This window comes from Pseudomonas sp. GLN_2 (genome assembly GCF_043106005.1).
GTDB classification, from domain to species: domain Bacteria; phylum Pseudomonadota; class Gammaproteobacteria; order Pseudomonadales; family Pseudomonadaceae; genus Aquipseudomonas; species Aquipseudomonas alloputida.
In genome coordinates, this window is the sequence record NZ_JBICMC010000033.1 from 81,201 (window position 1) to 101,707 (window position 20,507).

Annotated in this window: 16 protein-coding genes; 3 read left to right on the forward strand and 13 right to left on the reverse strand. The window is 62.4% G+C overall.

All coding sequences use genetic code 11. The features are described 5' to 3' along the window. Nucleotides 1-3: 3 nt before the first annotated feature. The 12 genes from nuoJ to ACF8Q6_RS09210 form a co-directional block, all read right to left on the reverse strand. Entirely contained in the window at nt 4-504 is a 501-nt protein-coding gene (nuoJ, locus tag ACF8Q6_RS09155) for an NADH-quinone oxidoreductase subunit J (RefSeq protein WP_003251444.1), read from the reverse strand. 10 nt (nt 505-514) lie between these two features. Then, nucleotides 515-1,063 carry an NADH-quinone oxidoreductase subunit NuoI gene (gene nuoI, locus ACF8Q6_RS09160; RefSeq protein ID WP_003251442.1) on the reverse strand — a complete coding sequence of 183 codons (549 nt, stop codon included), beginning with the start codon at nt 1,061-1,063 and terminating at the stop codon, nt 515-517. A gap of 11 nt (nt 1,064-1,074) precedes the next feature. Beyond that, a complete protein-coding gene (nuoH, locus tag ACF8Q6_RS09165) occupies nt 1,075-2,082 on the reverse strand; it encodes an NADH-quinone oxidoreductase subunit NuoH (protein ID WP_003251440.1) in 1,008 nt (335 codons plus the stop codon). Beyond that, on the reverse strand, nt 2,079-4,793 hold the full coding sequence (gene nuoG, locus ACF8Q6_RS09170) for an NADH-quinone oxidoreductase subunit NuoG (RefSeq protein WP_012051769.1): 2,715 nt from the start codon (nt 4,791-4,793) through the stop codon (nt 2,079-2,081). Before nuoG ends, nuoH begins: the two co-directional genes overlap by 4 nt. A gap of 132 nt (nt 4,794-4,925) precedes the next feature. Continuing rightward, nucleotides 4,926-6,287: an NADH-quinone oxidoreductase subunit NuoF gene (gene nuoF, locus ACF8Q6_RS09175; protein ID WP_020192000.1), complete on the reverse strand. Its 1,362-nt coding sequence runs from the start codon at nt 6,285-6,287 to the stop codon at nt 4,926-4,928. Next, nucleotides 6,284-6,781 (reverse strand): NADH-quinone oxidoreductase subunit NuoE, encoded by a 498-nt coding sequence (gene nuoE, locus ACF8Q6_RS09180; protein ID WP_003251433.1) that lies wholly within the window; start codon nt 6,779-6,781, stop codon nt 6,284-6,286. Before nuoE ends, nuoF begins: the two co-directional genes overlap by 4 nt. 2 nt (nt 6,782-6,783) lie before the next feature. After that, nucleotides 6,784-8,565 (reverse strand): NADH-quinone oxidoreductase subunit C/D, encoded by a 1,782-nt coding sequence (gene nuoC, locus ACF8Q6_RS09185; protein WP_010954900.1) that lies wholly within the window; start codon nt 8,563-8,565, stop codon nt 6,784-6,786. A gap of 79 nt (nt 8,566-8,644) precedes the next feature. Further along, complete coding sequence (locus tag ACF8Q6_RS09190) at nt 8,645-9,322, reverse strand: NADH-quinone oxidoreductase subunit B family protein (protein WP_003251429.1); 678 nt, start codon at nt 9,320-9,322, stop codon at nt 8,645-8,647. Between the two features lie 9 nt (nt 9,323-9,331). Next, on the reverse strand, nt 9,332-9,745 hold the full coding sequence (locus tag ACF8Q6_RS09195; protein ID WP_003251427.1) for an NADH-quinone oxidoreductase subunit A: 414 nt from the start codon (nt 9,743-9,745) through the stop codon (nt 9,332-9,334). A gap of 383 nt (nt 9,746-10,128) precedes the next feature. Continuing rightward, nucleotides 10,129-10,791 (reverse strand): lysoplasmalogenase, encoded by a 663-nt coding sequence (locus ACF8Q6_RS09200; RefSeq protein WP_014861250.1) that lies wholly within the window; start codon nt 10,789-10,791, stop codon nt 10,129-10,131. 291 nt (nt 10,792-11,082) lie between these two features. After that, a complete protein-coding gene (gene aceA, locus ACF8Q6_RS09205; RefSeq protein ID WP_012051772.1) occupies nt 11,083-12,408 on the reverse strand; it encodes an isocitrate lyase in 1,326 nt (441 codons plus the stop codon). A gap of 490 nt (nt 12,409-12,898) precedes the next feature. Continuing rightward, nucleotides 12,899-13,663 carry a secretin N-terminal domain-containing protein gene (locus ACF8Q6_RS09210; RefSeq protein ID WP_173879731.1) on the reverse strand — a complete coding sequence of 255 codons (765 nt, stop codon included), beginning with the start codon at nt 13,661-13,663 and terminating at the stop codon, nt 12,899-12,901. Nucleotides 13,664-13,788: 125 nt separating this feature from the next. On the opposite strand from ACF8Q6_RS09210, the gene ACF8Q6_RS09215 reads away from it, so the two are divergent. From ACF8Q6_RS09215 to ACF8Q6_RS09225, 3 genes are all read left to right on the forward strand, one after another. Further along, a complete protein-coding gene (locus tag ACF8Q6_RS09215) occupies nt 13,789-14,964 on the forward strand; it encodes a hypothetical protein (protein WP_392490730.1) in 1,176 nt (391 codons plus the stop codon). Nucleotides 14,965-15,017: 53 nt separating this feature from the next. Continuing rightward, nucleotides 15,018-16,727: a S8/S53 family peptidase gene (locus ACF8Q6_RS09220; RefSeq protein WP_392490729.1), complete on the forward strand. Its 1,710-nt coding sequence runs from the start codon at nt 15,018-15,020 to the stop codon at nt 16,725-16,727. A gap of 83 nt (nt 16,728-16,810) precedes the next feature. Further along, entirely contained in the window at nt 16,811-18,253 is a 1,443-nt protein-coding gene (locus tag ACF8Q6_RS09225) for a SulP family inorganic anion transporter (RefSeq protein ID WP_003251409.1), read from the forward strand. 112 nt (nt 18,254-18,365) lie between these two features. Here the strand turns inward: ACF8Q6_RS09225 and fusA are convergent, their stop codons facing one another. Continuing rightward, nucleotides 18,366-20,477, reverse strand: coding sequence for an elongation factor G (gene fusA, locus ACF8Q6_RS09230; protein WP_014755922.1), 2,112 nt, complete (start codon nt 20,475-20,477; stop codon nt 18,366-18,368). Nucleotides 20,478-20,507: the final 30 nt, after the last annotated feature.

Sequence of the window (20,507 nt, forward strand, 5' to 3'; positions counted from 1 at the left end):
GATTTACTCCTTCGCCTCGTTGCGGCCCAGGTGGAAGGCGGTGACGGCTGCAGCCAGCAGCAGCATCGACGCCAGTTCGACCACCAGCAGGTAAGGGCCGAACAGGCTGATGCCCACGGCTTTCGGGCCCACGGTGGTACCGCTGATGCCGGCGCCGCTCGGGGCGACGAACAGCACGTACAGCAGCTCCGCCAGCAGCAGGGTGCCGAGGATCACCGGCCCTGCCCAGATACCGGGCTTGAGCCAGCCCCGTTCCTGGGCGACCGAAGCCGGCCCGAGGTTGAGCATCATCACCACGAACACGAACAGCACCATGATGGCGCCGGCGTAGGCGATCACTTCCAGGGCGCCGGCGAACGGCGCACCCAGGGCGAAGAAGATCATGGCCACGGAAATCAGCGAAATGATCAGGTAAAGCAAGGCGTGCACGGGGTTGGTGCCGGTTACCACCCGAAGGGTGGAGACCACGGCGATCCCGGATGCGAAGTAGAAAGCGAATTCCATCTTTCTGTCCTTATGGGAGCAAGCTCTTCACGTTGATCGGCTCGGCTTCGTTCTGTGCAGAGCCCTTCGGCTTGCCAGCGATTGCCATACCCGCAACACGGTAGAAGTTGTAGTCAGGGTTCTTGCCGGGGCCGGAGATCAGCAGATCTTCTTTCTCGTACACCAGGTCCTGACGCTTGAACTCGGCCATTTCGAAATCCGGAGTCAGCTGGATCGCGGTGGTCGGGCACGCTTCTTCACACAGGCCGCAGAAAATGCAACGCGAGAAGTTGATGCGGAAGAACTCCGGGTACCAGCGGCCGTCCTCGGTCTCGGCCTTCTGCAGCGAAATGCAGCCAACCGGGCAGGCCACCGCGCACAGGTTGCACGCTACGCAGCGCTCCTCGCCATCGGGGTCGCGGGTGAGGACGATGCGGCCGCGGTAGCGCGGCGGCAGGTACACGGGTTCTTCGGGGTACTGCAGGGTGTCGCGCTTGCGGAACCCGTGGGAGAACACCATTGCCAGGCTGCGCAGCTGGGTGCCGGTGCCCTTAACGATGTCGCCGATATACTTGAACATGGGTCAAATCCTCACTGGGCCGCGACGGCTGGCGTGTTGTAGAGCACGATCGCAGCGGTCACCAGCAAATTGATCAGGGTCAGCGGCAGGCAGAACTTCCAGCTGAAGTCCATCACCTGGTCATAGCGTGGGCGCGGGATCGAGGCGCGCAGCAGGATGAACAGCATGATGAAGAACGCGGTCTTCAGGGCGAACCACAGGAACGACAGTTGCGGCAGGATGCCGAACGGGCCGTGCCAGCCACCGAAGAACAGGGTTACCAGCAGCGCCGAGATGAGGATGATGCCGATGTACTCACCGACGAAGAACATGCCCCACTTCATGCCGGCATACTCGATGTGGTAGCCGTCGGCCAGTTCCTGTTCTGCTTCCGGCTGGTCGAACGGGTGACGGTGAGTCACGGCGACGCCAGCGATGAAGAAGGTACAGAAGCCGAAGAACTGCGGAATGATGAACCACAGGTTCTGCGCCTGGTACTCAACGATGTCGCGCATGTTGAACGAGCCCACCTGCACCACCACGCCCATCAGCGCCAGGCCCAGGAACACCTCGTACGACACGGTCTGTGCCGAAGCACGCAAGCTGCCCAGCAGGGCGTACTTGTTGTTCGACGACCAGCCGGCGAACAGCACCGCGTAGACCGACAGGCCGGCCATGGCGAAGAAGAACAGCAGGCCGATGTTCAGGTCGGCAACGCCCCAGGTCGGGGTGATCGGGATGACCACGAAGGCGATCAGCAGGGCGCTCATGGCCACTACCGGTGCCAGGGTGAAGATCACGCGGTCGACGAAGGGTGGGTTCCAGTCTTCCTTGAAGAACATCTTCAGCATGTCGGCAGCGATCTGGAACATGCCGAACGGGCCGACGCGGTTCGGACCGTAACGGTCCTGCCACCAGCCCAGCAGGCGGCGCTCGACGAAGCTGAGCAGCGCACCGCAGACCACCACGGCCAGCAGGACCACGATGGCCCGCAGCACGGTGAGGATCACATCGATCACTTCGGGGGTGAACCAGCTCATTGTGCTGCCTCCTGCAGACCTTCGACGGATGCACCGAAGATGGCAGGCGGAATGCCAGCCAGGCCTTTCGGCAGCGCGACCAGGCCTGCGCCCAGCTCTTCATTGATACGCAGCGGCAGGCGCAGGGCCACACCGGCGACGTTCAGGCTCAGCAGGGCACCCTCGTTGACGCCCAGGCGGTCGGCTTCGGACTTGGCCAGGGCCACGTAGGCAGCCGGGATGCGTTCTTGAACCGGGGCGGCGCGCGAGGAGCTTTCTTCGCTGCCGAACAGGTGGAAGAACGGTACGGCAGTCCAGGTACCACGGGCCGGGTTGAAGGCCCCCGGAATGGCGTTGAACCAGTTCAGGCGGTCGCCTTGCGATTCGATCAGGCGCACGCCTGGGTCACCGGCACGCAGGTGGCCACCGACCTCGTCCTGAAACTTGTTCCAGGCTTGTGGGGAGTTCCAGCCCGGCGACCAGGCGAACGGCACCTGCTGGCGCGGTTCGGCCGAACCCGAGTAGCCTTCCATGGAGAAGGCGAACGCGGTGTCCTTGTCTTGCGGGGTGCGCGGCTCGTGCACGCTGATGTTGGCACGCATGGCGGTACGGCCGGAGTAGCGCAGCGGCTCACGGGCCAGCTTCATGCCCTTGATGCGGAACGCGGCGCTTGGCGCGGCGTTGACGATGCCGGCCAGTTGCGGGGCGGCTTCGGCGCAGGCGCTGGTGACGTGGTCCAGCTGGGTCCAGTCGACCGGCTTGTTCAGCAGGGTGGCACGCAGGGCGTGCATCCAGCGCCAGCCTTCGTGGATCTGGATGCTGCTGTCCAGGTACTGCGGGTCGAACACCTGGAAGAAGCGCTGGGCACGGCCTTCCTGGCTGACCAGGGTACCGTCACCCTCGGCGAACGAGGCGGCCGGCAGCACCAGGTGGGCGCGGTCGACGGTGGCGGTTTTGGAGTGGTCGGCAACGATCACCACCTTGGCTGCAGCCAGGGCTGCATCGACCTTGGCGGCCGGTACGCGGGCGTACAGGTCGTTTTCCAGCACGACGATGGCGTCAGCTTTGCCGCTGATGACCGCGTCCAGGGCGGCATCGACCGACTCGCCACCGAGCATGGCCAGGCCGAGGCTGTTGGCCTCAGGCACCACCAGGCTCAGCGAGCCATTTTTCTCGCGCAGCTTCAGGGCCTTGGCGATGTTGGCAGCCGCTTCGATCAGCGCCGGGTCGGCCAGCGAAGTACCGGCTACGACCAGTGGGCGCTTGGCGGCAACCAGGGCGTCGGCGATGCGCTGGGCCAGGGCCTTGGCTTCGTCGTCCAGGCCGGCGACGGCAGGGGCGCTCGGGTCGATGGCGTGGGCCACGGCGAAACCGATGCGGGCCAGGTCGGCCGGCGCGGCGTGTACGCACTCTTCGGCGACGTCGTCCAGCTTGGTTTCCGCCAGGGACGCGATGAACAGCGGGTACAGCGCGTGCTGGCCGATGTTCTTCACGGCAGCGTCGAGCCAAGGCTGCACTTTCATTGCTTCGGCCATGGCCTCGGCCTTGCCTTTGGTGGCCTGGCGCACGGCCAGGGCAACGCGGGCAGCGGTCTGGGTCAGGTCTTCACCGAGCACGAACACGGCGTCGTGGTCTTCGATGTCGCGCAGGGTCGGCACGGGCAGCGGGCTGTTGTTCAGCACGTTCAGGGCCAGGCGTACGCGGGCCAGTTCGCCCGCTTCCATGCCCGAGTAGAAGTACTCGGCGCCGACCAGCTCACGCAGGCCGTAGTTGCTTTCGAGGCTGGCGCGTGGCGAGCCGATACCGACGATGGTACGGCCGCGCAGCAGGTCGGCGGCCTTGTCCAGGGCGGCGTCCAGGCCCAGCTTGGTACCGTCGGCCAGTTGTGGCTGGCGTGGGCGGTCCTTGCGGTTGACGTAGCCGTAGCCGAAGCGGCCGCGGTCGCACAGGAAGTACTGGTTGACCGAACCGTTGAAGCGGTTTTCGATACGGCGCAGTTCGCCGTAGCGCTCGCCCGGGCTGATGTTGCAGCCGCTGGAGCAGCCATGGCAGATGCTCGGGGCAAACTGCATGTCCCACTTGCGGTTGTAGCGCTCGGAGTGGGTCTTGTCGGTGAATACGCCGGTCGGGCAGACCTCGGTCAGGTTGCCGGAGAACTCGCTTTCCAGCACGCCGTCTTCGACACGGCCGAAGTACACGTTGTCGTGGGCGCCGTAGACGCCCAGGTCGGTACCACCGGCGTAGTCCTTGTAGTAGCGCACGCAGCGGTAGCAGGCGATGCAGCGGTTCATCTCATGGGCGATGAACGGGCCGAGGTCCTGGTTCTGGTGGGTACGCTTGGTGAAACGGTAGCGGCGCTCGTTGTGGCCGGTCATTACCGTCATGTCCTGCAGGTGGCAGTGACCGCCTTCCTCGCACACCGGGCAGTCGTGCGGGTGGTTGGTCATCAGCCATTCGACGACGCTGGCGCGGAACGCCTTCGACTCTTCATCGTCGATGGAAATCCAGGTGCCGTCGGAAGCAGGGGTCATGCAGGACATGACGATACGACCACGGGTGTCGTTCTCGTCGGTGTACTGCTTGACTGCGCACTGCCGGCAGGCGCCAACGCTACCAAGCGCCGGGTGCCAGCAGAAATAAGGGATGTCGAGGCCGAGCGACAGACACGCCTGTAACAGGTTGTCTGCACCGTTGACTTCGAGCGCTTTGCCGTCTACGTGGATAGTGGCCATTGTTCAAAGTTCTTCGTTGGCCCGCGTGAGCGGGCGTGGCTAATGGAAATCGGTGAGCTTGCGACACGCCTCGATTGCTCGGGCCTGCCGGTAAGCTGGCGAGTGGCACGGACCACCCGCCTAATCATCTTGTTATGCGCCGACCACGATCGGCTTCGCCAGGTCGGGGCGCAGGGTGGCAGCGCTTTCTGGCGCCACACCGGCCTCGAACTCCGAGCGGAAGTATTTGATGGCACTGCCAAGCGGCTCGACGGCACCCGGTGCGTGAGCACAGAAGGTACGGCCCGGGCCGAGGAAGTTGACCAGCCCCAGCAGCGTCTCGATGTCCTCGGCGCGGCCCTGGCCTCTTTCCAGTGCACGCAGCATCTTCACGCTCCACGGCAGGCCGTCACGGCATGGCGTGCACCAGCCGCACGATTCGCGGGCAAAGAACTCTTCCATGTTGCGCAGCAGCGACACCATGTTGATGCTGTCGTCGACCGCCATGGCCAGGCCAGTACCCATACGGGTGCCAACCTTGGCGATGCCACCGGCGTACATCTGCGCATCGAGGTGCTCGGGCAGCAGGAAGCCGGTACCGGCGCCGCCTGGCTGCCAGCACTTGAGCTTGAAGCCATCGCGCATGCCACCGGCGTAGTCTTCGAACAATTCGCGCGCGGTAACGCCAAAGGGCAGTTCCCACAGGCCTGGGTTCTTTACCTTGCCGGAGAAGCCCATCAGCTTGGTGCCATGGTCTTCGCTGCCTTCGCGGGCCAGCGACTTGTACCAGTCGTTGCCGTTGGCGACGATGGCCGGGACGTTGCACAGGGTCTCGACGTTGTTCACGCACGTCGGCTTGCCCCACACGCCAACGGCGGCAGGGAAGGGCGGCTTGGAGCGCGGGTTGGCGCGGCGGCCTTCCAGCGAGTTGATCAGCGCGGTTTCTTCACCGCAGATGTAGCGGCCGGCACCGGTGTGCACGAACAGCTCGAAATCGAAACCGCTGCCCAGGATGTTCTTGCCCAGCAGGCCGGCGGCCTTGGCTTCATCGATGGCGCGGTTGAGGTTTTTCGCTGCGGTGGTGTACTCGCCACGCAGGAAGATGTAGCCGCGGTAGGCCTTCAGGGCGCGGGCGCTGATCAGCATGCCCTCGACCAGCAGATGGGGCTGTTGCTCCATCAGCATGCGGTCCTTCCAGGTGTTCGGCTCCATTTCGTCCGCGTTGCACAGCAGGTAGCGGATGTTCATGGATTCGTCTTTGGGCATCAGGCCCCACTTCACGCCAGTGGGGAAGCCTGCGCCGCCACGGCCTTTGAGGCCGGAGTCCTTGACGCTTTGCACGATGTCGTCGGCGGACATTTGCGCCAGCGCCTTGCGGGCTGCGGCGTAGCCGTTCTTCGATTCGTACTCGGCCAGCCAGACCGGCTCGCCGTCGTCACGCAGGCGCCAGGTCAGCGGGTGGGTTTCGGCCGAGCGCGCGATGCGGTTGGCCGGGCCGAAGGAAGTAATGGTCATACGTAACCCTCCAGCAGTTTGGAAACGCCAGCCGGCTGCACGTCGCCGAAGGTGTCGTCGTCGATCATCAGTGCCGGGGCCTTGTCGCAGTTGCCCAGGCAGCACACGGGCAGCAGGGTGAAACGGCCGTCGGCGGTGGTCTGGCCGAGGCCGATGCCCAGCTCGCTCTGGATCTGGCTGACGACCGACTCATGGCCGCCGATGTAGCAGACCATGCTGTCGCACACGCGGATGATGTGGCGGCCGACCGGTTGGCGGAAGATCTGGCTGTAGAAGGTGGCGACACCCTCGACGTCGCTGGCCGGAATGCCCAGCACTTCGCCGATGGCGTGAATGGCGCCGTCCGGCACCCAGCCACGCTCCTTCTGGACGATCTTCAGGGCTTCGATGGACGCCGCGCGCGGGTCCTCATAGTGATGCATTTCGTGCTCGATGGCCGAGCGCTCGGTTTCGCTCAGGGCGAAACGGTCTGTCTGGATAAGCGTGCTGTTCATGCTTAGCGGTCCACGTCAGCCATAACGAAGTCGATACTGCCCAGGTACGCAATGAGGTCGGCAACCATGCTGCCTTTGATCACCGAAGGGATCTGCTGCAGGTGCGGGTAGCTCGGGGTGCGGATCCGGGTGCGGTAGCTCATGGTGCCGCCATCGCTCGTCAGGTAGTAACTGTTGATGCCCTTGGTCGCTTCGATCATCTGGAACGACTCGTTGGCCGGCATGACCGGGCCCCACGAGACTTGCAGGAAGTGCGTGATCAGGGTTTCGATGTGCTGCAGGGTGCGCTCTTTCGGCGGCGGCGTGGTCAGCGGGTGATCCGCCTTGTACGGGCCTTCCGGCATGTTGCGCAGGCACTGGTCGATGATGCGGATACTCTGACGCATCTCCTCGACACGGACCATGCAGCGATCGTAGGCATCGCCGTTGTGGGCCAGCGGTACTTCGAACTCGAAGTTTTCGTAGCCGGAGTAAGGACGGGCTTTACGCAGGTCGAAGTTGCAACCGGTGGCACGCAAGCCGGCACCGGTGGTGCCCCATTCCAGCGCTTCCTTGGTGTTGTACGCGGCAACGCCGATGGTACGGCCCTTGAGGATGCTGTTTTGCAGGGCGGCCTTGGTGTATTCGTCGAGGCGCTTGGGCAGCCACTCGACAAAGTCCTTGACCAGCTTGTCCCAGCCACGTGGCAGGTCGTGGGCGACGCCACCGATGCGGTACCAGGCCGGGTGCAGGCGGAAACCGGTGATCGCTTCGATCACGGTGTAGGCGCGCTGGCGGTCGGTGAAGGTGAAGAACACCGGGGTCATGGCGCCGACGTCCTGGATGTAGGTACCCAGGAACAGCAGGTGGCTGGTGATGCGGAAGAACTCGGCCAGCATGATGCGAATCACGTCGACCTTCTGCGGCACCTTGATGCCGGCCAGCTTCTCTACCGCAAGCACGTACGGCAGGTTGTTCATCACCCCGCCGAGGTAATCGATACGGTCGGTATAGGGGATGAAGCTGTGCCAGGACTGGCGCTCGGCCATTTTTTCGGCGCCACGGTGGTGGTAGCCGATGTCCGGTACGCAGTCGACGATTTCTTCACCGTCCAGCTGCAGGACGATACGGAACGCACCGTGCGCCGAAGGGTGGTTGGGGCCGAGGTTGAGGAACATGTAGTCCTCGTTGGCGCCCTGACGCTTCATGCCCCAGGCTTCCGGGTTGAAGCGAGCCGATTCCTCTTCAAGCTGCTGCTTGGCCAGGGTCAGGCTGTAGGGGTCGAACTCGGTCGCACGGGCAGGGTAGTCCTTGCGCAGCGGGTGACCTTCCCAGGTCGGCGGCATCATGATGCGGCTGAGGTGCGGGTGGCCGGCAAAGTCGATGCCGAACATGTCCCAGACTTCGCGCTCGTACCAGTTGGCGTTTGGCCAGATGCCTGTCACGGTCGGCAGGTTCAGGTCGCCTTCGCTGAGCGACACCTTGATCATCACGTCGCTGTTACGCTCGATCGACAACAGGTGGTAGAACACGCTGAAATCGGCGGCTGGCAGGCCACGGCGCTGGGTGCGCAGGCGCTCGTCGACGCCATGCAGGTCGTACAGCATGCTGTAAGGCTTGGCGACGCCGCGCAGGAAGCTGAGCACCTCTTTGAGCTGGGCGCGTTTTACCCACAGCACGGGCATGCCGGTGCGGGTTTCCTGGGCGACGAATGCGTCGGCGCCAAAACGGTTGTTCAGTTCGACGACCACATCCTGGTCGTCAGCCTTGTAGGGCGGAATGAAAATAGCGTTGTCCGCTGTCATGGTCTCGGTCGCTTTGGGTCAACGTTAAGAATGAAGCCAGGCCGCCGGCTCCTTCGGGAGCGGGCGGCAGGTCGCTGGATCAGACTTCGTCGGGGCTGCGCAGGTTGGTTACTGCAATGCGCTGCTCACGACGCAGGTCTTTCTGGGCTGGCATCTCGGCACGGTAAATACCTTGATCACCAACAACCCAGGAAAGCGGGCGTCGTTCTTGGCCGATCGACTCCTGCAGCAGCATCAAGCCTTGCAGGAAAGCCTCAGGGCGTGGCGGGCAGCCAGGCACATAGACGTCCACGGGGAGGAACTTGTCGACCCCCTGAACGACCGAGTAGATGTCGTACATGCCACCGGAGTTGGCGCACGAACCCATGGAGATGACCCATTTTGGCTCGAGCATCTGCTCGTACAGGCGCTGGATGATCGGCGCCATCTTCACGAAGCAGGTACCGGCAATGACCATGAAGTCGGCCTGACGCGGCGAGGCCCGGATGACTTCGGCGCCGAAGCGGGCGATGTCGTGGGGTGCCGTGAAGGCCGTGGTCATTTCCACGTAGCAGCAGGACAGGCCGAAGTTGTACGGCCAGAGGGAGTTCTTACGGCCCCAATTGACCGCGCCACGCAGCACATCTTCAAGTTTGCCCATGAAGATGTTCTTGTGGACCTGGTCCTCTAGCAGTTGATCGGTGACGGTTTCCCGTTCACCGACCGGGTACTGCTCGTTGGGCGCATCCGGATCGATTCTGGTGAGATTGTATTGCATGCCAAAGCCTCATTGTTTCAGCTTCGCTTGCCGCTTGCGGCGACCTTCGGGAGCCCAATCAAGTGCCCCGACGCGCCATAGGTAGACAAGACCTGCCAACAGAATTGCTATGAAAACGAGTGCTTCGACGAATCCGGTCCAGCCGCTTTCGCGGACGGACACAGACCATGCAAAGAGAAAGAGGGCTTCGATATCGAAGATCACGAACAGCATCGCGACCAGATAGAATTTGGCGGACAGGCGCAGGCGAGCGCTGCCGACGGGCAGCATGCCGGATTCGAAGGGTTCGTTCTTGGCGCGGCCCCAAGCCTTGCTACCGAGCAGGCTGGACAGGCCGAGCATGAAGGCGCACAGGCCGACGACACCCAGGAGGAAGATGGCAAAGCCCCAGTTGTGGGCGATGAGTCCTGCCGAATCGGACATGCTAGAAATCCTTATACAGAGACCCAGCTCTGCAGTCTGAAATAAGTGTAGAGCGGCGACTTGGCGTCGCACATGCAGTGACCAAATGTCGCAGCCGAATCAATCGGGCTGATTTTATGGGTAAACCTGGTGCAAGTAAAATTTCTGTCGCAAATTTATTCGTAGGATTAAGTACAAAAACCGTTCGTAACTGGCTGAGAGCCTTGAAATTCGGGCATTACGCGCGGTTTTGTTAATTATGTTTCTTGCTGCAGGTAACGAATTGCAACTCCTGTAATGATAATTAATATCATTTGAGCTGCTGCCGTTGAATTTGGCTCTTCTGTGCCTTGTAAAGTTCATCTGGCGATTCCCCCTACTTGCAATTGCAAAAAACCCTTGTTCTAGCAGCTCTCGGTCCTGCGTGCACCGCTCTGGGTCAATACTTTATCGGTTGAGCGATGACTGACTGATGAAGCGATGGCCCATTGGCCGAGCCAGTAGGCGAGGATGATCAGGTACGGTGCGGCGGCGAACGGGCTGACGAAGCGGTCGATGCCGATCAGGCTGTCGGAGAACACGAACAGGCCGGCACCCAGTGCTGCCACTCCCCCGCAGGCCAGTGCGCGCCAGAGCATGGCGCTGATGGCCAGGGCGTAGAGCGCTACCGGGATCAGCAACGGGCCGAGGCCGTGGCTGGCCAGTACACCGAGCAGCGCGATGCCTGTGATTGCGCTGAAGATCAGTGCGGGCAGGGCGGGGCGCAGGGTAATGCCGCAATAGCCGCGCAGGTAAGCAAGGTGGGCACAAAGGAAAGCAGCCAAGCCGAACACGAACAGGTCGGCGGGGATGGCCAGCAGGATGTCGCCGAGTACCGAGAAGGCCAGGCCGATCGAGATCCATGTGCGATAAGGCGAAACCGGGGTGCTGCGCAGCCAGGCAATCAAGGCCAGCACCGGGATGGGTTTGGTCATGAGGGCGAGCAGGGTGTTGTCGCTGGCCAGTGCATATAGATAGAGGGCAGCGGCGGTCAGGGCGAGAATCATCAGGTGGCTTGGACGAGGCATGGGCGGTCCTTGCTGCTGGGCTGCCACAAGCATAGCCCTGATCCGGGGGTTTTGCTGCGACCTGTGCCGGCCCTTTTGCGGGTAAACCCGTTCCTGCAGCGGCCTGCGCCCAATCGCCGATGCGTGTCTCCTTCCGATTAGTGTAGGAGCGGGTTTACCCGCGAATACGGTAGCGGCGGCAACGGTGAACGGCTGGTAAAAATTGGCCAGCAGGCCCGGCTCTTTCTCGGGTAAAAACAAAGGCCCGGAGCTTTCACAAGCCCCGGGCCTTTGTTCAACCGCAACCCACTATCAGTGGAACTGCTCTTCCTCGGTCGAACCGGTCAGTGCAGTCACCGACGAAGCGCCACCCTGGATCACGGTGGTCATGTCGTCGAAGTAGCCAGTGCCCACTTCCTGCTGGTGCGCCACGAAGGTGTAGCCCTTGCTGGCGTCAGCGAATTCCTGCTCCTGCAGCTTCACGTAGGCGGTCATGTCGTTGCGGGCGTAGTCGTGCGCCAGGTTGAACATGCCGTGCCACATGTTGTGGATGCCGGCCAGGGTGATGAACTGATGCTTGTAACCCATGGCCGACAGTTCGCGCTGGAACTTGGCGATGGTGGCGTCGTCCAGGTTTTTCTTCCAGTTGAAGGAAGGCGAGCAGTTGTACGACAGGATCTGGTCCGGGTACTCCTTCTTGATCGCTTCGGCGAAGCGGCGGGCTTCGTCCAGGTCCGGCTTGGCGGTTTCGCACCAGATCAGGTCGGCGTAAGGGGCATAGGCCAGGCCGCGGGCAATGGCCTGATCGAGGCCGGCACGGACCTTGTAGAAGCCTTCGCGGGTGCGCTCGCCAACCACGAACGGCTGGTCGTACGGGTCACAGTCGCTGGTCAGCAGGTCGGCGGCGTTGGCGTCGGTGCGGGCCAGAATGATGGTCGGTACACCCGACACGTCAGCGGCCAGGCGAGCGGCCACCAGCTTCTGTACAGCTTCCTGAGTCGGCACCAGCACCTTGCCGCCCATGTGGCCGCATTTTTTAACCGAGGCCAGCTGGTCTTCGAAGTGCACGCCGGCGGCGCCTGCTTCGATCATGTTCTTCATCAGCTCGTAGGCGTTCAGAACGCCACCAAAACCGGCTTCGGCGTCGGCCACGATGGGCGCGAAGTAGTCGATGTAGCCTTCGTCGCCCGGGTTCTTGCCGGCTTTCCACTGGATCTGGTCGGCGCGGCGGAACGCGTTGTTGATGCGTTTGACCACGGTCGGTACCGAGTCGACCGGGTACAGCGACTGGTCAGGGTACATCGACTCGGCCGAGTTGTTGTCGGCGGCAACCTGCCAGCCGGACAGGTAGATGGCCTGGATGCCGGCCTTGACCTGTTGTACAGCCTGGCCGCCAGTCAGGGCGCCCATGCAGTTGACGAAATCTTTTTCGGGGCGGAAGGACGGGTGGGCACCTTCGGTGACCAGCTTCCACAGTTTTTCTGCGCCCTGACGCGCAAAGGTGTGCTCAGGTTGCACGGAGCCACGCAGGCGAACGACATCAGCGGCGGTGTAGGTACGGGTCACGCCTTTCCAGCGCGGGTTTTCGGCCCAGTCTTTCTCGAGGGCTGCAATTTGCTGTTCGCGTGTCAGTGCCATGGAAATAAACCTCGTCGCATCGATCTTGGGTTAATTGTGCTGATGCTCGGAGCAGATCAGGTGCCTGGCGGCTGTCCTGTTCGCAGGAGTGCGGCGGCGAACGCGAAGGCTCGAAGGGGAAGGGTGGGCAGACCAGGCGAAGGTGTGCTCCGGCAGGTCGGCTCGTGGTTGCCTTGCTGCGGTGCGACGCGATTGCCAGTACTGCGGTGATGCGCTTCCGTCCCTCGGGACAACTTCTTCGTTGCAGTCGCAATCCCGTCGAACCGCCTTGTGGGCCGTATAGACACGAGGCGCCTCCAGGGGTGGGAGGAGCACGCCTCGAAGGCCCTTGCCAGGGCCCCTGATTAGCGGGAGCGAGGCCATCATGCCCTTGGGAAAAAGACCCTGTCAAATGTTTTGTAGTGCTTTTTTGTGCTTACTACATCTTTGGTCTAATGCGACTTGCCAGTCAGTTTCAAGGCCTTTGGTCGAAGCCTTGAATTGCCTGGTATCAGTCAACAAGGTCGACTTTGACCCGCAATGTCATGTTTTCACCCCGTTGGGTGCTGTACGTATGGCTTGATGCGCTGCGATCGGCTTGGCTCTGCTGGTTGAACCCCGCCAGGGTGATCCACTCGCCGAGCTTGCCCGTGACTGTCGTGTCGGTACTTTGTACTTTCACTACATCTGCACGTTCATGGCTGATGCGGTCATTATTGCTGCTTATTTGCAGACGAACCGTTTCGCCGCTCAGGCTGGGGGTCACGTAGAAGCCCTGGGTCACGTTGCGGTATTCGGTGTTGCTCTGAATGCGCCCATAGCCGTCTGTGCTGGTGCTGGTAATGGGGATGCTCTGGCCCACCTGGATCAGTGCCGGTTGCCCTTCGCTGGCTTGTACCTGCTGCATGCCGCCGTCGCGGTTGCTGGTGCCGTAGTGAATGACGCGTGCGTTGCCGCGGTTGTCCTGGAAGTTGCTGTCGTTGTTGTCGACGCTGATCAGCAGGCGCTTGGGCGCGGTATCCAGCTGTTGCAGCAGGGCGCGCAGGTCGTCGATGCGCTCGGGGCTGGCGTTGACGATCAGTTTGTTCTCGAAGGCGCTGACCGTGCCGTCCTTGCCGATGAACGCCTGCAGGGCGGGCAGCAGTTCGGCGCTGCTGCGATGCTGAAGTGGCACCACCTCGGTGGCGGCATGGGCGGTGAGGCTGGCGACCAGCAACAGGGAGGTGAAAAGGGGGCGTAGCGGCATGTCCATGATCTCCGCAGGTGGAATCAACATGATGGCAAATTTGCTGACTTTTTGCCGGATCTGGATCACGCCGGCACTGTTGCGGACGGTCGTATTATCCTGGTTTATCTTGTAGGCTATAAATTATAGTAGGCAAGATAATTGAGGTTAATTGCATGTCTCCCGTTCGCCCGCTCCTACGCCGTCATCAGTTGGCCACCGCACTGGCCCAAGACCTGGCCGGTGAGTCGTTGGTCGATTACAGCTCGGGTATGTTCCTGGCCGCGCCCCGGCGTACGGGCAAGAGCACCTTCCTCAACAACGACTTCATACCGGAATGCGCACAGCGCGGCTGGCTACCGGTTTACGTCGACCTGTGGTCGGATCGCGACGCCGCCCCTGCGCAGCTCATCAGCGGCGCCATCGGTACTGCGCTGGCCAGATTCGAAGGCGCGCTGGCCAGGACCGCGAAAAAGGCCGGTATCGACAAGATCAACCTGCTGCGCACCCTGAGCTGGGATTTCACCCGCCCGCAACTGCCTGCGGGTACTACCCTGGCCCAGGCGCTTGCCGTGTTGCATCAAGTGTCAGGGCAGTTGGTAGTACTGATCATCGACGAGGCTCAGCACGCCCTTAACAGCGAAGATGGCCTTAATGCGATGTTCGCGCTGAAAGCCGCGCGTGACCACCTTAACCGTGGCGACCGTCCGGACGGCTTGCGCCTGGTGTTCACGGGCTCTAGTCGCGACAAGCTGGCCAACCTGGTACTCAAGAGCAAGCAGCCATTCTTTGGTGCCAGCATCACGCCATTTCCGTTGCTGGGGCGTGAATATGTCGAATTCATCACCGCCTTGTGGAACCGTCGCCTGGCCGACAGTAACCAGTTCAAGGTAGAGGACCTGGCATACGCGTTCGAATTGGTCGGCCGGCGCCCGGAAATGCTCAACAAACTGTTGGCCGAAGTAAGTGTCGGCCTGGGTGAGGCGGGCAACCTGGGTGAACTGCTGCGCAATGGGGCGCTGAACCATCAAGCCGGGGTGTGGAGTGACTACGAAAGCGCTTGGAACGAACTTACGCCGTTGCAGCAGGCCGTGCTAGAGGTCATGGCCGAGCGCACGCTGGGCCGGCAGTCGTTTTCCCCGTTTACCGAGCAAACCCTGGATGAGGTCAGCCGCAAGCTGGAGCAGGCCCAGGCGGTAGCCAACGTCAACACGGCAAACGTACAGAAGGCCCTCGATGCCCTGCGCGACAAGGAGCTGGTATGGAAGGCCAATCGTGGCGAGTACGCGTTGGAGGATACTTCCATGGCCGAATGGCTCGCCCGCGACCAGGCAGTTGTCAGCCACAGGTGAACCTTTGAGGTGCCCCGTAAGTCGCACTCACAGGGAGCGCGTGGGGTGATTGCATGAAGGGTGTCCTGATCTTGCTGTTATGGCTTTGCAGTCTTGGTGCACAGGCTGCAGCGGACACGCTGCGCATCAAGCAGCTGCAGCGTTGCGGCGACTTGTTCAGCGATAGCCAGCAGCGATGGTGCCTGCGTGTCGAAGGGCTCCGGGCAAATCTGCCAACGGTATGGCTCGGCGGTACGCGGCTGTCAGAAGCCGATATCGAGCGCCAAGGTGACCGGCTAACCTTGAAACTGGCGAGAGAAGCCCAGCGCAGCGCCCCGCTCTGGCTGGCCGATGGCGGCCGCACCAGCAACCCGGTATGGCTGAGCCGCCAACGCAGTCATGTGATCGCCGCAGGGCCCGATGAAGTGGCGAAGAACATGGATGGCCTGACCACCTATGTCGATCTGGTCAGCCTGTTGATCGAAGAAAAATACGACGGCCTCGACGAGGCCCGGCGCATCGCCGGCAAATACGGCGCCCAGGTTGTCGGTGCCATACCTCCGCTGAATGTCTACCAGCTGCGCTTGCCGGTAGATGACCTGGTGCAGCGCGATGCGATGGTCCTGCGCATGGGCAGTGAAGTCAGCGTGGATGCCGTGATTGTCGAAGAGTCCGGCCCCGAGCGCGGGGAGGAGGGCAATGGGCGCAGCACCCGGGCCATCGACCAGGCGGACGAATGGGCCGCCAACCGCTTCATGGACGCGCTGTATTTCTACCGGCGCCGGATTGCCGCTTCTCGCTTGCCGGTGAAGCCCGTGCGGATCGGGGTAATCGAGCGCGAAGTGGACTTTGACGCCCCGGGGTTCAGCCATTATCGAGGGGGCTGCGAACAAGGCCAGACATGCCTCTACGCTCGCGATGGTAATCGCCCGGCAGGCCACGGCAGCCATGTTGCAGGCATTCTCGCTGCGCAGGGTGAGGGCTTTTTGCCAGGGCTGGGCAAGCACAGCCCTGGCTTCGAGGTGGTGGTAGAGCGCAACTCGGATGCCGGTATCACCGCCAACATCGCTGCCTCGGTGAACCTGGTCGAAGATGGCGTGCGGGTGCTGAACTGGAGCTGGGGCATTCACCGGGTCGGGGCACGCAATGTGAAGGGTGATGAGGTCGATTCGCTGGTGCGCTCCGGGCTGGCAATGAGTGGCTACGAGGAGTTACTTGAGGAGTTCTTCCTCTGGCTGCGCAAGGAGCACCCTGATGTGGTGGTGGTGAATTCGGCGGGCAATGGTGCGTCCTGGTCGGGGACCGATGAATATCGCCTGCCTTCGTCATTCATCACCGAACAATTGCTGGTGGTGGGCGGGCATCAGCGCAGTGACAAGGCTACGGCAGTTGAAGCCCACGATCACGTGCGCAAGCGTCACAGTTCCAATATCGACATGCGCGTGGACGTCAGTGCTGCTGCCTGCATACGCCCAGTGTCTGCCGAGGCTGCGCATTGCGGCACGTCGTACGCAACACCCTTGGTGACTGCCACTGTGGCGACGATGCTGTCGATCAACCCGGCACTTACCCCGGAACAGGTGCGCATGCTGTTGCGGCGCAGTGCCTTGACCCTGGGCGCCGAACAGGATTTCGAAGCGATGGATGCCGAAGACCTGACGGCGCCGATCCTGCCCTCAGAGCGTGGTGGCCGCCTGAACGACCCGGACCTGGGCCGTTCGGCGCGCCTGGACATGCAGCGTGCGCTGGACCTGGCCGTGCAGAGCCTGGAACGGGTGCGTTGAGCGGTGGCCGCTGTCAGACAAATTCCGTAACATCGCGCCCCTCGTTTTTCTAACGTCCGTCAGGACTGCACCACAGGAAGCCCATGAAGCCCGCCCGACTACGCGCCGACCTGCTCGCCGGCCTTACCACCTCGTTTGCCTTGGTCCCCGAGTGCATCGCCTTTGCCCTGGTGGCCCATCTCAACCCGCTGATGGGCCTGTATGGCGCGTTCATCATTTGTACCCTGACGGCGCTGTTCGGCGGGCGGCCGGGGATGATCTCAGGCGCTGCCGGCTCGATGGCGGTGGTGATCGTCGCCTTGGTGGTGCAGCACGGCGTGCAGTACCTGCTGGCCACGGTGCTGCTGGGCGGTGTGGTGATGATCCTGTTCGGCCTGCTGCGCCTGGGCAAACTGGTGCGCCTGGTGCCATACCCGGTCATGCTTGGCTTCGTAAACGGCCTGGCCATCGTCATCGCCATGGCTCAGCTGGAGCATTTCAAGGACGGCGAACACTGGCTCAGTGGCACGCCGCTGTACCTGATGATCGGCCTGGTCGCGCTGACCATGGCGGTGGTTTATGTGCTGCCGAAACTGACCCGTGCGGTGCCGCCGGCCCTGGTGGCGATCCTCGGTGTTGGCCTGCTGGTGTACGTGCTCGGGCTGCCTACCCGCACCCTGGGCGACATGGCGCATATCGCCGGCGGCCTGCCGGGGCTGGCGCTGCCGGAGGTGCCCTGGAATCTGGAAACCCTGAAGATCATCGCCCCCTACGCGGTGCTGATGGCCATGGTCGGCCTGCTGGAAACCCTGCTCACCCTCAATCTGACCGATGAGATCACCGAGAGCCGTGGCTTCCCGGACCGCGAGTGTGTGGCATTGGGCGCTGCGAACATGGTGTCGGGCCTGTGCGGCGGCATGGGCGGCTGCGCGATGATCGGGCAGACGGTGATCAACCTCAGCTCCAATGGCCGGGGCCGGTTGTCGGGGGTAGTGGCCGGGGTAATGATTCTGCTGTTCGTGCTGTTCCTGTCGCCGCTGATCGAGCGTATTCCCCTGGCGGCGCTGGTCGGGGTGATGTTCGTGGTGGCCCAGCAGACCTTTGCCTGGGCGTCGTTGCGGGTGTTGCACAAGGTGCCGGTGAATGATGTGCTGGCGATCGTGGCGGTGACTGTGGTCACGGTGCTGACCGACCTGGCCATGGCAGTGCTGTTCGGTATCATCATCGCGGCGCTCAACTTTGCCTGGCAGCATGCGCGGGAGCTGTATGCCGACACCCATGAGGACGCGGAGGGCGGCAAGCGTTATCAGCTGCATGGCACGCTGTTCTTTGCCTCGACCACCTCGTTCCTCAACCAGTTCGACACGGCCGGGGACCCGGCCCAGGTCACGCTGGATTGCCAGCATTTGAGCTTTGTCGACTATTCGGCGGTTGCGGCGCTGAAAACCCTGCGCGAGCGCTATGCCAAGGCGGGCAAGCATTTGCGCGTGGTGCATTTGTCCGAGCGATGCAAGAAGCTGTTGAAGCGGGCGGGCGAGCAGCACTGAAAACTGTTGGTGTCTGTGTCGGTTTCTTCGCGGGTAAACCCGCGCCTACGGGGGATCGCATACCCCTGTAGGCGCGGGTTTACCCGCGAAGAGGCCGGCACAGGAGAACCGCTTACTCTCCGCGGCTCTTCTTGACGATGCCATCGGCAATGCTCGCCGGGGCCTCGGCATAGCGGGTGAACTCCATCGAGAAGCTGGCCCGGCCCTGGGTCATCGAGCGCATCGAGGTGGCGTAGCCGAACATTTCACCCAACGGCACTTCGGCACGTATCACCTTGCCAGCCGGTGTTTCATCACCGTCCTGGATCATGCCGCGACGTCGGCTCAAGTCGCCGAGGATGTCGCCCTGATATTCCTCGGGCGTCACCACCTCTACCTTCATCACCGGCTCCAGCAACACTGCGCCGCCTTTCTGCGACAACTGCTTGGTGGCCATTGACGCGGCGATCTTGTAGGCCATCTCGTTGGAGTCGACATCGTGGTACGAGCCGTCGAACACGGCGGCCTTGAGGTTGATCAGGGGGTAGCCGGCAAGCACGCCGTTCTTCATTTGCTCTTCGATACCCTTCTGGATTGCCGGGATGTACTCGCGGGGTACCACGCCGCCGACGATCTCGTTGATGAACTCCAGGCCTTCTTTGCCTTCATCACCGGGGGCGAAACGGATCCAGCAATGGCCGTATTGGCCACGGCCACCGGACTGGCGCACGAAACGCCCCTCGATCTCGCAGGTATTGCGGATTTTTTCCCGGTAGGCCACCTGCGGCTTGCCGATGTTGGCCTCGACGTTGAACTCGCGGCGCATGCGGTCGACGATGATATCCAGGTGCAGCTCGCCCATGCCCGAGATGATGGTCTGGCCAGTCTCTTCATCGGTACGCACGCGGAATGAGGGGTCTTCCTGGGCCAGCTTGCCCAGCGCGATCCCCATTTTTTCCTGGTCGGCCTTGGTTTTCGGCTCTACTGCGACGGAAATCACCGGGTCGGGGAAGTCCATGCGTTCGAGAATGATCGGCTTGTCCATGTCGCACAGGGTGTCACCGGTGGTCACGTCTTTCATGCCGATCAGCGCGGCGATATCGCCGGCACACACGTCCTTGATTTCTGCGCGCTGGTTGGCGTGCATCTGCACCATGCGGCCGATGCGTTCCTTCTTGCCTTTGACCGAGTTGAGTACCGCATTGCCTGAACTGAGCACGCCGGAATAAACGCGGGCGAAGGTGAGGGTGCCGACGAACGGGTCGGTGGCGATCTTGAAAGCCAGTGCCGAGAACGGCTCTTTGTCGTCGGCGTGCCGTTCCAGGTGCTTTTCTTCATCGTCCGGGTCGGTGCCGCGGATGGCAGGAATTTCCGAGGGGGCGGGCAGGTAATCGATTACCGCATCGAGCATCAGCGGCACGCCCTTGTTCTTGAAAGAGGAGCCGAGGATGGTCGGCACGATTTCGTTGGCGATGGTGCGCTGGCGCAACCCGGCCTTGATCTCTTCGACGCTCAGCTCCTCGCCATCGAGAAACTTCATGGTCAGCTCGTCATTGGCCTCGGCCGCAGCTTCGATCATGTGCGCGCGCCATTCGTCGGCCAGAGCCTTCAGTTCGGCGGGGATTTCTTCTTCGCGGTAGCTGGTGCCCTGGTCGGCATCGTTCCAGTAGATGGCCTTCATCTTCACCAGGTCGATCTGGCCCATGAAGTTTTCTTCGCTGCCGATGGCCAGCTGGATGGGCACCGGGTGGTGCCCCAGGCGCTGATCGATCTGCTTGACCACGCGCAGGAAGTCGGCCCCCTGGCGGTCCATCTTGTTGATGTAGGCCAAGCGTGGCACGTGATACTTGTTGGCCTGGCGCCAGACTGTCTCGGACTGCGGCTCGACGCCGTCCGCGCCGCTGAATACCACGACCGCGCCATCGAGCACGCGCAATGAGCGCTCCACCTCGATGGTGAAATCGACGTGGCCTGGGGTGTCGATGATGTTGAAACGGTACTTGTGGGCGAACTGCTTGGTCGAGCCTTGCCAGAACGCTGTGGTCGCCGCCGAGGTGATGGTGATGCCGCGTTCCTGCTCCTGGGCCATCCAGTCCATGGTCGCCGCGCCATCGTGCACTTCGCCCATCTTGTGGTTGACCCCGGTGTAGAACAGGATCCGCTCGGTGGTCGTGGTCTTGCCGGCATCCACGTGGGCGACGATGCCGATATTGCGGTACAGCTCGATGGGCGTTGTGCGGGCCATGGCGGACTACCTGTGGGTGGACGGATTCCA